The organism is Pseudomonas sp. AKS31 (assembly GCF_023634765.1).
GTDB lineage: Bacteria > Pseudomonadota > Gammaproteobacteria > Pseudomonadales > Pseudomonadaceae > Aquipseudomonas.
Genome location: NZ_JAMLFX010000005.1, coordinates 243542 through 255816, shown reverse-complemented (window position 1 = coordinate 255816; position 12275 = coordinate 243542). Strand labels below are relative to the sequence as shown.

Below are 12275 nucleotides of genomic sequence, written 5' to 3'. Positions count from 1 at the left end.
CGACATTCGCGACTCATTCTGTTTCCTCTGGGCCGGTTTCTTTAGGGGCAGTCGGTGCGGGATTGCGGGTGATGAACATGGCATCACCGTAGCTGAAAAAGCGGTAACCGTTGTCGACGGCAGCCTTGTAGGCCGCCATGGTTTCGGGATAACCGGCAAACGCCGAAACCAGCATCAGCAGCGTGGATTCCGGCAAATGGAAATTGGTCACCAGGGCGTCGACCACATGGAACGGCCGGCCCGGGTAGATAAAGATGTCGGTGTCGCCGCTGAACGGCTTGAGCACACCATCGCGCGCCGCACTTTCCAGCGAACGCACACTGGTGGTGCCGACCGCAATCACTCGACCACCGCGCGCACGGCACGCTGCGACTGCATCGACCACGTCCTGGCCGACTTCCAGCCACTCGGTGTGCATGTGGTGATCTTCAAGCTTCTCGACGCGCACCGGCTGGAACGTCCCCGCGCCCACGTGCAACGTGACAAACGCGGTCTCGACGCCCTTGGCGGCAATTGCCTCCATCAGCGACTGATCGAAATGCAGCCCGGCGGTCGGCGCCGCCACCGCGCCCAGACGCTCGGCGTACACGGTCTGATAACGCTCGCGATCCGAGCCTTCGTCCGGGCGGTCTATATAAGGAGGCAACGGCATGTGCCCGACGCGATCGAGCAGCGGCAACACTTCTTCATCAAAGCCCAGCTCGAACAACGCGTCATGACGCGCGAGCATCTCGGCTTCGCCACCGCCGTCGATGAGAATCTTCGAACCCGGCTTCGGCGACTTGCTGGAACGCACATGGGCCAGCACGCGGTGCGAATCGAGCACCCGCTCAACGAGGATTTCCAGCTTGCCGCCCGAGGCTTTCTGCCCGAACAGCCGCGCCGGAATCACCCGGGTATTGTTGAACACCATCAAATCGCCCGGGCGCAAATGCTCAAGCAAATCAGTGAATTGACGGTGTGCGAGGGCGCCGCTCGGCCCGTCAAGGGTCAGCAGGCGACTACCGCGACGCTCGGCCAAAGGGTGGCGGGCGATCAGCGAATCAGGGAGCTCGAAAGTAAAGTCAGCAACGCGCATGATGGGGTTCGTCTAGCAGGGCCGGAAAGTCTAGCGGAAATATCGAAAATTCTCTATGTACCTGATTGACCGACGGTAATCTCATCTCTATACTTCGCCGCCATTGAGCCCTGATGGCGGAATTGGTAGACGCGGCGGATTCAAAATCCGTTTTCGAAAGGAGTGGGAGTTCGAGTCTCCCTCGGGGCACCAAAATTAAGAAAGGTCTTGCTTAGCAAGGCCTTTTTTTTCGTCTGCAGTAAAGTCCCTCTCTTCACTCAACGGGCACCTGCTAACCGGCGATGAGACCGGCTGCGCGATAAACCTGGCGAAGCATGGATAGCTAAAAGCGAAGAGTTCCAAACCCTATCCACAAGATCAAAGTCTGCTGGCGATCTCTTCCCACATATAGTCGTAGTTGTATTTCAGCCAACGAACCAGCAATTTGTCGAACAGCCTACGAGACCAATTACGCTGCCGCGCCGCGAGCCTTTCCTCTATCTCGGCCCTGAGCCAATCAGGGTCAAAACCTGTCCAGACAGTAGGCAAGACCGCTGCAATGTTCGTAAAGCACACTGGCGCTACTTCTGAGTAAAAAATCTCATAGAGCACCGCTGGATCGACGCCTTTGAGCTGGCGTGCGATGTAATCGTAATCAGTGGGAAAATGGTTGAAAGGTTCGGACAGTGCAGCTCTGACGTCTGTCAGCTGTGGTTCAGTCAGAAAATGTCCCAATGGGAAAACTCCTCAAGTTCCTCATCTAGCGAGCCCGCGACCAGTCTTCCCACTACGGTCGGCTTAGCAGTGACTCAGGTGCCGGAGTCGTTTGCAGTCTCAGCCTGGGCACCTCCCCCAAACAACCGCGCCGCTATCGCCCGCCCCCGCTCCAGCCCCTCCTCCGTCAACCAGACCGACTTGTTCCTGTTCACCGGGTTACTGATGAAACCCTGCTCATGCAATCGGTTCATGATCTCGAAGTCGAACCCTTTCCAGGCATTTCCTTTATCGGAGCTGAGTGCTGCCAACAGGGCAAGCACGGCGTCTTCCATCAGTTTGTCGTCGTATTCCATGGTCGTCACTCCATTCGTATCCAACAGTTAACGTCGAGTGTGTGAAGGCACACCATAATACTCACCGGCCTCCGATGGAAATACCGCTCAATCCCGTGGAGGTTATTGATCGGCTTCAGTGTGCCCGGCCTCGCCTTTGGGCTGCACTTGTTGATCCCGCTCCGTATAATCCCGCCACTCTGAAGGCAGCCCAGCGCATCTTGCACCTAACGGTGGCTGCCTCCAGACATCAACTCTCACACTGACGGACGTCGCTAAAGGCACCCCATGGAAACGTCTCTGGAAACAGTCGCCCTTTTCTCCCTCAAACTCGCTTACGAGGAAGAAGGCCTGAGCCCGATTTTGCGGGACGACATGGTCATGGGTGATTACCAGAAAGACATTTTCGAACTATTGGTACGGCGCGGGGATGTCGAGACTATTCAGTTCAAGATGAACGAATGCCTTGGCCTAGCGATGGACGCCTTGGGCGGTATCGAGAAACCGCTGGGGCGCGAGCTACACAAATTGTCCGCCGAGTTCAGCGAGGCGCGTTCGCTGGAGCAGCTGGATCAGCCGCTCCTCGCGCTCAAGGGCTATTTGAAAGACATCTTGTAATGGGCTGAGCCGTTAGAGCAGATGCTTGGAAATGTACTTGGATATCTCCACCATCGACGTCTTCCCGGTGAACTCGAACTTCACTTTCCCCAGTGACGAGAAGTAAATCTCCAGCTCCGAGTCAAGATCGAAGGTGCCCGAGGTTTCCACGGAGTAGGCGACGATGTTCTTGTACGGCAGGGACGTGAAATCCTTCTTGCTGCCGGTAATACCCTGAACGTTGACGGCGATGATGCGTTTGTTGGTAAACACCACGCCGTCACGCATGGCCTTGTAAGAGTCGATCACTTCCTCGCCGTCGAGCAACAGCGCGCTTACGCGTTCGGCGTACTCATCGTTTTGCTTGAGTTTGAAGAAGCCTTTGTTGTTGAAGTCGATCATCTGTCCATCCTCATATTCAAGAAAACATCCCGGTATTTCTTTGGTTCAACGACGGGCTTTCAGCACGCGGATATCGGTTGGGAACCCATCAGCGCCAACAAGCTTTTTCCAGCCCAGATACTGAAACTCGCCCTTCTCATCAATGTAATCACCCTTCTCCACCGATCGGCCGCCAACCACCGCGACGCGTTTCACTTCGCCGCATCCGCCGTCCGAAGGACTGACGGTATAGATCACATACGGCTTCACGTATTGCGTGGCGCGGAAGTATTGGCCGCAGATTTCGTCGACGGTGATCAGCATGGTCTTCAGGCGTGCTTCGCCGTCGGTGTCTTCGTGCAGTTTCAGGAAGGAGATGTCACCGACGTCGCTGTAGCCGAGGGCGCGGGCGCGTTGGTATTCGGGGGAGTTCTGGTGGGCGATGCGGCCTTCCTCCGCAGCACCTTGCATTTTCGCGGCGAACTCGGCTTTGCCTTGGGCGATCATTGCTTCAGCCTGGCCTGCGAAGTTTTCGCATTCGGCGAATTCTCGCGAGCCCAGATGATTGGGCGTCAGGTTGGAACGGTGTTCATTCATCGTCCGCAGGTTGCTTTCCAGTGCAAACATCACGTCATAAGCCGTGGTTCGACCGCTTTGCACATCGGCCATTTTCTCCAGCACGCGCTGGCAGTTGCCGGCGTAATACTTCCAGCTGTTTTCCGGGTGTTCTTGCACGGCGGCGAATGCCGGGGTCATTGCAGCGGCGAGTGTGATTGCGCAGAGCAGGCGCAAACAATGGGTATTGACTGGCATAGGTAGTCCGTTACGGAGATGGGCAGTGGCGCGACGCTACTATTTTGCTATCTTGCCGTCCACTGCCAGTAACGAGGTCGCCAGGGCCTTGATGGAGTCAATTTTCAGAGGGAGAAACACCTTGATGGCCGTGTTGTACTTTTTCGTCTGGGCAGCCGTTTGGGCTTGGGTCGTGCAGACCCGTGGTGCCTGGAACCTGATCCTCGCCAACCTGGCGGGTGCCGCCAGCGGCTTCATCGTCGCGATGATTTTTTCTGTGGTCTGTTCGGGCCTTTTCCCTTCGCACGTGCCTCCTTCACCGGAAAACCTGGCCAGTAGCGTGTTGCAAATGATCACCACGTTCGGTGTGTTGGCGGGCGTCTGGATGTGGCTGGTCAGGCGTCCTCGGCCAGAGCATCCGTTGGCACGGCAACTTTTCGCTGGCATCTGTGGCTTGGCTGCGGGTGTGACGACGCTGGCGTTTTTCGCGCACAATTTCCACTGAGCGCCGCTATCGTCACTGGCATTACCCGTCTGTTTTGTTATCTTGCCGCCCATCGTCAGCGTTCACCTTGGGCGTGCGTTGATTTCAGGTTTTGAAGGTTTAAGGAAAGGATCAAATGGAGTTTCTGCGTTTTCTGGCGTTTGTCGCGGTGTGGGGGTTCATGTGGCGCTGGGTGGTCAAGAACCGTGGCAGCTGGAATATCTTCTACGGCAACATCGTTGGCGCAGCGGGTGGGTTCATTGTCGCGATGGTAGTGCTGTCGATCACGTTGTCGTTGTTTCCTTCGGCGCATGATGACCAAGCGGCGCAGACCGAAAACACGCAGGCGCAAGTCATCGAGCCGACCTCGCTATTGCCTGAAGCCGAGGCCGTTACACCCGCTGCCGAACTGAAGGATGCGCCGGCTTTTGCTGCCATCGAGCCGGACGACAAGCCCTCTCCCGCCGACTCCGCATTGCTGCCGAACTACGCCGGCCGGGCGCCGAAATCAATCGGCTTACAGACCGTGCTGGATCAAAGCGACTATCAGGGGCGCATGGCCCTGGCAGCGCTGAACAAGAAGTTGCGCGGCGACGCGCAGGCCGACAAATCGATGATCGCGTATGTCATGTGCAGCCCGTTTGTGACCAGCACGTTGCGCTTTCCCGGGTCGGCGCGCTTTGCTGACAGCAAAGCGCTGGTCAGCCACCGCTTCAAGGACCAGGTCTACACCTTCAACAACACCGTCACCGCGCGCAACATGAACGGCGACGATGTCACCTACCGTTTCGATTGCTCCGTGCAAGAACAGCCGCGAACTGACGCGCTACCGGCGCAATGGCGTTTGTTGGCGCTGAAACTGGAAAAAGCCGCCTCTTAAGCCTCATTTAAGGGATCAAGGCGCCGGCTGCGCTATCATCGCCGGCCTGTGCGCCTTGAGCTTTGCCCTCGATGTTTTCGACACCCGCTGACCTGATCCCGCTGCCTCCTGTCCTGGCCGGCCCGCTGATGCGACGGCTGGAGCCAACGCGCGTGGTCATGTGGCTGGTCGGCACACGGCCACTGGCGCTGACCTTGCGCCTGCAAGGTGTAGGAGACATTCCTCTCGACGCCGGGAAATGCACGGTCATTCCAGTAGGCCGCGAGGCCTTTGTTCATCTCATCGATGTTGCTCTCGATAGCGCCCTGCCCTGCGACACACGTATCGACTATGACCTGCTGATCGACAATGCAGAGGGCATCGCCGACTGGGCGGCGCATCTGCTATACGGCGATGCAACCAGCCCGAACTTCGTCTTGCGCTCGCGGATCGATCAACTGTTGCACGGCTCCTGCCGCAAACCGCATCACCCGGCGACGGATGGTTTGCTGTGCGTCGATCAACTGCTGGCAACGGAAACCGATGCGCAACAACGGCCGGCGCTGTTGATGATGAGCGGTGATCAGGTCTACGCCGACGATGTCGCCGGCCCGATGTTGCGGGCGATTCATGCCTTGATCGAACGGCTCGGCCTGTTCGACGAACACCTCGAAGGCGCCGTGGTCAGCGACAGCGCCAAGCTCTACGAACACCCGGCCAGTTACTACCACCGTGCGGATTTGTTACCGGCGCTGGAGAGCAACGAGACCTTGCGCGAGCGTTTTTTCGGCGGTGCGCGTAAGCCGATTTTCACCAGCAGCAGCGCTGACAATCACCTGGTGACCTTCGCCGAAGTCATGGCGATGTACCTGCTGGTGTGGTCGCCGACGGCCTGGTCGCTGATCGATCCGCAAGCGCCCGAACTGACGCCCGAACGCCTCAAGCGCTACACCCTCGAACAGACTCGCATCGATGCCTTCAAGGCTGGATTGGACAAGGTCGCCCGCGCGTTGGCGCATCTGCCGAGCCTGATGATTTTTGACGATCACGACATCACCGATGACTGGAACCTGTCCGCGCAATGGGAGGAAACGGCCTACGGCCATCCGTTCTCCAAACGCATCATCGGCAACGCGCTGATCGCCTACATGTTGTGTCAGGGCTGGGGCAATAATCCCGATGCGTTCAAGGATGTCTTGGAGAAAACACTGGGGCTGAGCGCCAGCGGTGATGATCAGTATCTCGACAGCCCGGTGCAAGATGCTCTGATCGATGATTTGCTGCGCTTTCAGCAATGGCATTTCGTCCTGCCGACCAGCCCGGCGCTGGTGGTCATCGACACCCGCACCCGACGCTGGCGCAGTGAGATGGCGCTCAAACAACCGTCGGGCCTGCTCGATTGGGAGGCGCTGAGCGAACTGCAACAGGAACTGCTCGATCACCCGTCAGCGATCATCGTTTCTCCGGCGCCGATCTTCGGCGTGAAGCTGATTGAAACCGTGCAGAAGGTTTTCAGTTGGTGCGGTTATCCGCTGCTGGTCGACGCGGAAAACTGGATGGCCCATCGCGGTGCCGCGCAAGTGATCCTGAATATTTTCCGCCACTCGCGCACGCCGGGGAACTACGTGGTGCTGTCCGGCGATGTGCATTACTCCTTCGTCTACGAAGTGCTCATCCGCCACCGCAAGGCCGGGCCGCGGATCTGGCAGATCACCAGCAGCGGGATCAAAAACGAGTTTCCGAAAACCCTGCTGGAATGGTTCGACCGCCTCAACCGCTGGCTCTATTCGCCACGCTCACCGCTGAACTGGTTCACCAAACGCCGCCGCATGCGCATCGTGCCGTACACGCCAGAACATGCCGAGGCTGGCGAACGCCTATGGAATTCGGCGGGCATCGGTCAGGTGTTTTTCAATGAGCAGGGGCAGCCGCGCGAGATTATTCAGCACAATTCGAATGGCAAGGCGAAGACACGGATGCTGGCGCCGGATCTGGCGGATTATCCGGACTGAGGCCTACACCGAAAATGTGGGAGCGAGCCTGCTCGCGAAAGCGGTCGATCATCCAGCAGAGATGTCGACCGACAGTTCACCTTCGCGAGCAGGCTCGCTCCCACAGTGCTACCTGCAAGCCATCAATGCGCGATCAGTGCTCGCCCCACACCTCTGACAATCATCTCCACCTCACGCTCATCAATCGTCAACGGTGGCAGCAGCCGTATCGTCTTGCCACGCGTGACGTTGATCAACAGTCCATGATCCCGCGCGGCGATCAGGGTCAGATCACGTACCGGTTGTTTCAGCTCGATACCGATCATCAAGCCCTGCCCGCGAATCGCCAGCACATTGGGATTGTCCGCCAGCTCTGCACGCAGACGAGTCAAAAGGCGTTCACCCTGAATCCGGGCATTTTCCAGCAGGCCCTGTTCTTCGATGATATCCAGCACCGTGCAAGCGACCCGGCACGCGAGAGGATTGCCGCCGAAGGTGCTGCCGTGACTGCCGGGGGTGAACAGATCTGCCGCCCGCCCCCGCGCCAGGCACGCGCCGATCGGCACGCCGTTGCCCAGCCCTTTTGCCAGGGTCATGACATCCGGGACAATGCCTTCATGTTGAAACGCAAACCAACGCCCGGTGCGGCCAATACCAGTCTGGATTTCATCGAACATCAATAGCCACGCGTGGCGATTGCACAGTTCGCGCAGGGCTTTCAGGTAACCGGGCGGCGCGATCTGTACACCGCTTTCGCCCTGAATCGGCTCGATCAGAATCGCCACGATGCGCTCGCCGTGCTTTTGCTGCACCTGTTCCAGCGCAGCGAGATCACCAAATGGCACTTTGAGGAAATCCCCCGGCAATTCGTTGAAACCCAGGCGCACCGCCGGGCCATCGCTGGCCGACAAGGTGCCGAGTGTGCGGCCATGGAACGCGTTGGTCATGACCACCACCAGCGGCTGCTCGATGCCTTTGCGCCAGCCGAACAGACGCGCAAGCTTCAGCGCCGTTTCATTGGCTTCCGCACCGGAATTATTGAAGAACGCGCGCTCCATGCCCGACAGCTTGGTCAGTCGCTTGGCCAGTTGCTGCTGCCAGTCGATGCTGTACAGATTAGAGGTATGCAGAAGCAATCCCGCCTGCTCGCTGATCACTGAAACGATCCGCGGGTGCGAGTGGCCGACGTTGGTCACCGCGACACCGGCAACCGCATCCAGATATTCGCGACCGGCCTGGTCCCACAGGCGAGTGCCGAGGCCTTTGGTGAAACTCAGGGCCAGCGGTTGGTAGGTGTTCATCAGGGCGGCGGTCATGACTTCAAACTCCAGTGAAGGTCGGTGTGCTGGCAGTATGGTTAGCCACCGAAACTGGATAAACTCGGCAAAACTTCATTCATTTAAAAGCAGGGCTTGATAATGGACCTGTTCCAGTCGATGAGCGTGTACGTCAAAGTCGTCGAAACCGGGAGCATGACGGCGGCCGCGTTGCAGTGCGACATGTCGACGACCATGGTTGGCAATCATCTGCGTGCGCTAGAACGACGGCTGGGCGTGCAACTGCTGCAACGCACGACCCGCCGTCAGCGACTCACTGAATTCGGCAGTGTTTATTACCAGCGCTGTCTGGAAGTGTTGGGATTGGTCGCCGATTCCGAACGCCTCGCCGAGCAGACCCTCGATCAACCCCGAGGCATGCTGCGCCTCACCGCGCCGCTGACGTTCGGCGTTGAACGGCTGGCGCCTGCGCTGAGTGAATTTTCACTGCTTTATCCACAGGTCAAACTCGATGTGGTGTTGACCAACAGCCGTCCCGATCTACTGGAAAGCGGCCTCGATGTCGCGTTTCGGCTGGGCAATTTCGAGCAGTCCAACCTGATCGCCCGGCCCTTGATCGACTACACCCTGACCGCGTGCGCGTCGCCGCAATACGTCGCCCGGCGCGGCATGCCGAAAACGCCGGAAGACTTGCAACAACACGACTGCCTGTCGTTCGCCTATCCCGCCGGTGACGACTGGCAATCGGTGGAAAAGCGTTGGCGCCTCAGCGGCCCCGACGGGGAGATCATGGTCGACGTCAGCGGGCCTATGCTGATCAACAGTTCCGCCGGGCTGCATCAGGCTGCCCGCACCGGCATGGGCATCGTGATGTTGCCGGATGCGCTGGTGGAACAAGACCTGCGCGAAGGCCGACTGGTGAAAGTGATCGCCGATTACCAGCCACCCAGCCGACCGATGCATCTCCTCTACGCGCCGGATCGCTATCGCTTGCCGAAACTGCGTCGTTTCGTAGAGTTTGTCATGCAGCGATGGGGCAAATCCTGACGTCACCTGCACCAGCCTCCCCGGAAGAATCGCTGACAAGGACCCGAACAGCAGATGAACAACACACTCAACGTACGCAATTTACAGCCCGCCGAAACGGAATCGGTGAGGCAGTTTCTCGGGCAGCATGGCTGGGGCCATCGCACCGGCTCAGCTGAACACTTCGCCCGGTTGATCGAGCACTCTCAGCGCACGGCCGTCGCCGTTCAGGGTGAGCGCATCATCGGTTTCGCTCGTGGGATCACCGATGGTTTGTCCAACGGTTACCTGTCGATGGTGGTGGTCGATGACCAGCATCGGCGTGAAGGGATTGGCCGCGCACTGGTTGAGCACATCATGGGCGACAACGCGGATATCACGTGGGTACTGCGCGCCGGGCGCGAAGGCGCAGAGGCTTTTTTCGCCAGCCTGGGTTTCGAGACCTCGGTGATTGCCATGGAACGCCCGCGCCGGAAATAGTACACGCCGGCAAAAAACTCGACCGGCAGACCGTTGCTCCGTGACAACGCCGCCCCGCTCCCCTAAATTAGTCGGCCTGAAAAAGCCCGCGGCTTTCTCATCTCCACTCAAGTTAAAAAGTAGTGAAATTTCAATGTCCGATTTCAACACCGCTGAATCCGTAGTCACCGAATCGTCCAAAGCGGAATACGAAAACTCCATCAATCTTTCACAACACCTGCCGCAAGCCAAAATCATCAGCGAGATGGTCCTGGACGCATTCCAGTCGACCCGCGAGAGCGACCAGATCCGCGAACTGCGCGCGGCGATCCGTCAGGCTCACGACAGCTTCGATGACGACAAGGCCTACGAACTGATGGGCCAGCTCAAAGCCCTGAAAGACGCCGAAGCCGCTGACCTCGCCGCCCTTGAAGACCTGAGCAGCAAGTTCTCGATCGGCCGTATCCTGTCCAGTTTCAAGGACGATCCGGCGTTCCAGGAAATCGTTTATGGTCTGGCCCTCAAAGTGCTGAACCAGACCCACCAAGCGATCAGCAACCCGAGCGGCGGCAAGAGCAAAGCGGCGAAGAAGAAAGAAGTCGAGATCTTTACCATCAGCAAGGACGGCATCAGCGTAACCCTGCCGCTGCGCACACCGCGCTCGCGCCTGAACGTTGACCGTGCAGCGCTGGAGTTCCTCGGTTTCACCTTCGTCGGTGAAGGCGAAGAAGCGGAGCTGGAGAGCGAAACGTTCCTCGACAACGCCGGCACCGAGCAGGCGGTAAACCGCAAGAACATCATCACCGCGCTGCAACAGCAGACCGCGTTTGATGGCTATAGCATCGCCGCGCAGTAATAGCGCAGCTGCTGTACGAAAAAGCCCCGCACTGGGATTCAGTGCGGGGCTTTTTGCTGTCCGGCTTGGGATTCGTGAGGAGGCGAAAATCCTCGCCCCTCATCGGAACGTCGCCCGCCCAGCCCTCTCCCGAGGGAGAGGGAGCCGATCGGGAGATATTCAAGAGATACACCGAAATGAAAGTGCAGTGTCGAATCCACAATCGCCTCGGTCTCTCAGGTCGATGTATAGCGGGAGACACCTCCGTCAGTCCCCTCACCCTCTGGGAGAGGGCTAGGGTGAGGGCAAGCCGAGAAGTTACTCTCAAGCCGAAGGATGCAACGCTACAATCATGTCCACTTCAATCGCCGCGTTCTTCGGCAACTGATACACACCGACCGTGCTGCGCGTGTGCCGGCCGGCATCGCCGAGCACATGGCTGAACACGTCCGACGCGCCGTTGGCCACTTCGCTAAGGTCAACGAAGTCCGGCGTCGACTTCACGTAAACAGTGACCCGCAACAACGCCTTGATCTTGTCCAGCGAACCCACCGCGTCGACGATCAACGCCAGGCAACGCATTGCACTGATGCTGGCGGCGGCTTGCGCATCCTTGAGGTTCAGTTCCAGCCCGACGCGACCCGGGTACTGAATCTTGCCGTTAGTGCGCGGCACCATGCCGCTGATGTACAACTCATCGTGATGACGGATCAGCGGCGCGTAATTGCCACCAGCGGTGTTCTCACCATAAATGTCGTAGTTAAGCTCTTGGGCCAGGGCAATAAAACGCTCGTCGCAGGTCTTCCTCTCAGTCATTTCGCCCAGCCTTTTGATCAGTGCATGAAGAACCGCAGGTCAAGACAGCCAAACAGCGGCCAGTGGCATGGCGCTATCACTGGCATGGTTGGATCCAAATCTAGGGGATTTATACAGAGCAAGCAACGGCGAAAACTAAAAAGCCCTATTATCTTTTGAAATACAGGGCTTCGTGATGATCGATAAGGTTGAGCGGCTATTGACCCTTCAGATTGGTGATTGAATAAGGGTTGTTATTCAAGGACGGTGGAGCAGTGACAGTCCCATTCTCATTCAGCCTGCTCCTCACAATCTTATCTCCTCCCTTGACGAGTACCCCGCCCATCTTCGAATAACTCAGGGTGAACTCCTTATCGTAGGTGGTCCAATAGATTGTTACCCCATCCGTCGTAGCCCCTTTGAATATCCCTTGCCGCTGCGCACCTCCCTCTTTTTCGATGAGCACTATTTCTTCGTCAATTTTTACGTTTGAAAATGAACTCTGCGCATAAACCATGATTGTTGCTCCTTAAGAAAACAAGGTCATAGCTTCCTTCTAGTCGCCCTATTATTCACCTGTAAAAAATGACAGTTTTTTAGGCGAATTCGCTTCTAAATTCTTTTTTTCATGCTCATTCAGTCTATTGCCTATGCCATCCACAGAATCACTTCG

General features: G+C 57.8%; 15 protein-coding genes and 1 tRNA gene. 8 read left to right on the top strand and 8 right to left on the bottom strand.

Features of this window, described 5'->3' with window-relative positions; translation table 11 throughout:
* Nucleotides 1–13 precede the first annotated feature (13 nt).
* Complete coding sequence (gene queA, locus M9827_RS16840; RefSeq protein ID WP_250606269.1) at nucleotides 14–1078, bottom strand: tRNA preQ1(34) S-adenosylmethionine ribosyltransferase-isomerase QueA; 1065 nt, start codon at nucleotides 1076–1078, stop codon at nucleotides 14–16.
* A 107-nt stretch (nucleotides 1079–1185) separates the two neighbouring features.
* Between queA and M9827_RS16835 the strand changes: the two genes are divergently transcribed.
* Nucleotides 1186–1270: transfer RNA gene (locus tag M9827_RS16835), tRNA-Leu, on the top strand.
* A gap of 165 nt (nucleotides 1271–1435) precedes the next feature.
* Here the strand turns inward: M9827_RS16835 and M9827_RS16830 are convergent.
* Entirely contained in the window at nucleotides 1436–1792 is a 357-nt protein-coding gene (locus M9827_RS16830) for a DUF7079 family protein (RefSeq protein ID WP_250606268.1), read from the bottom strand.
* Between the two features lie 74 nt (nucleotides 1793–1866).
* Nucleotides 1867–2127, bottom strand: coding sequence for a DUF6429 family protein (locus M9827_RS16825; RefSeq protein WP_250606267.1), 261 nt, complete (start codon nucleotides 2125–2127; stop codon nucleotides 1867–1869).
* Nucleotides 2128–2394: 267 nt separating this feature from the next.
* Between M9827_RS16825 and M9827_RS16820 the strand changes: the two genes are divergently transcribed.
* Nucleotides 2395–2724 (top strand): hypothetical protein, encoded by a 330-nt coding sequence (locus tag M9827_RS16820; protein WP_064392109.1) that lies wholly within the window; start codon nucleotides 2395–2397, stop codon nucleotides 2722–2724.
* A 12-nt stretch (nucleotides 2725–2736) separates the two neighbouring features.
* On the opposite strand, the gene M9827_RS16815 is transcribed toward M9827_RS16820, so the two are convergent.
* Together M9827_RS16815 and M9827_RS16810 are read right to left on the bottom strand one after the other, a co-directional pair.
* A complete protein-coding gene (locus M9827_RS16815; RefSeq protein WP_034156100.1) occupies nucleotides 2737–3105 on the bottom strand; it encodes a PH domain-containing protein in 369 nt (122 codons plus the stop codon).
* A 45-nt stretch (nucleotides 3106–3150) separates the two neighbouring features.
* Nucleotides 3151–3897, bottom strand: coding sequence for a hypothetical protein (locus M9827_RS16810; RefSeq protein ID WP_250606266.1), 747 nt, complete (start codon nucleotides 3895–3897; stop codon nucleotides 3151–3153).
* A 25-nt stretch (nucleotides 3898–3922) separates the two neighbouring features.
* Here M9827_RS16810 and M9827_RS16805 point away from each other — a divergent pair, with 25 nt between their 5' ends.
* The 3 genes from M9827_RS16805 to M9827_RS16795 all read left to right on the top strand — a co-directional run bounded on the left by M9827_RS16805 (nucleotide 3923) and on the right by M9827_RS16795 (nucleotide 7231).
* Entirely contained in the window at nucleotides 3923–4381 is a 459-nt protein-coding gene (locus M9827_RS16805) for a hypothetical protein (protein WP_250606265.1), read from the top strand.
* A gap of 115 nt (nucleotides 4382–4496) precedes the next feature.
* On the top strand, nucleotides 4497–5240 hold the full coding sequence (locus M9827_RS16800) for a hypothetical protein (RefSeq protein WP_250606264.1): 744 nt from the start codon (nucleotides 4497–4499) through the stop codon (nucleotides 5238–5240).
* Between the two features lie 71 nt (nucleotides 5241–5311).
* Nucleotides 5312–7231: an alkaline phosphatase D family protein gene (locus M9827_RS16795; RefSeq protein WP_250606263.1), complete on the top strand. Its 1920-nt coding sequence runs from the start codon at nucleotides 5312–5314 to the stop codon at nucleotides 7229–7231.
* A gap of 122 nt (nucleotides 7232–7353) precedes the next feature.
* Here the strand turns inward: M9827_RS16795 and M9827_RS16790 are convergent, their stop codons facing one another.
* Nucleotides 7354–8526: an aspartate aminotransferase family protein gene (locus M9827_RS16790; protein WP_250606262.1), complete on the bottom strand. Its 1173-nt coding sequence runs from the start codon at nucleotides 8524–8526 to the stop codon at nucleotides 7354–7356.
* A gap of 102 nt (nucleotides 8527–8628) precedes the next feature.
* Here M9827_RS16790 and M9827_RS16785 point away from each other — a divergent pair, with 102 nt between their 5' ends.
* The 3 genes from M9827_RS16785 (at nucleotide 8629) to M9827_RS16775 (ending at nucleotide 10828) form a co-directional block, all read left to right on the top strand.
* The gene (locus M9827_RS16785; protein ID WP_250606261.1) at nucleotides 8629–9534 is read left to right on the top strand and encodes a LysR family transcriptional regulator; all 906 of its coding nucleotides are present in this window, start codon (nucleotides 8629–8631) and stop codon (nucleotides 9532–9534) included.
* A 54-nt stretch (nucleotides 9535–9588) separates the two neighbouring features.
* Nucleotides 9589–9993 (top strand): GNAT family N-acetyltransferase, encoded by a 405-nt coding sequence (locus M9827_RS16780; RefSeq protein WP_250606260.1) that lies wholly within the window; start codon nucleotides 9589–9591, stop codon nucleotides 9991–9993.
* 133 nt (nucleotides 9994–10126) lie between these two features.
* A complete protein-coding gene (locus M9827_RS16775; protein WP_250606259.1) occupies nucleotides 10127–10828 on the top strand; it encodes a hypothetical protein in 702 nt (233 codons plus the stop codon).
* Between the two features lie 303 nt (nucleotides 10829–11131).
* Here M9827_RS16775 and M9827_RS16770 read toward each other — a convergent pair whose 3' ends face one another.
* Both M9827_RS16770 and M9827_RS16765 read right to left on the bottom strand, forming a co-directional pair.
* Nucleotides 11132–11623, bottom strand: a complete 492-nt coding sequence (locus M9827_RS16770; RefSeq protein ID WP_250606258.1) for a RidA family protein — start codon at nucleotides 11621–11623, stop codon at nucleotides 11132–11134.
* 196 nt (nucleotides 11624–11819) lie between these two features.
* Nucleotides 11820–12119 carry a hypothetical protein gene (locus M9827_RS16765; RefSeq protein ID WP_250606257.1) on the bottom strand — a complete coding sequence of 100 codons (300 nt, stop codon included), beginning with the start codon at nucleotides 12117–12119 and terminating at the stop codon, nucleotides 11820–11822.
* Nucleotides 12120–12275: the final 156 nt, after the last annotated feature.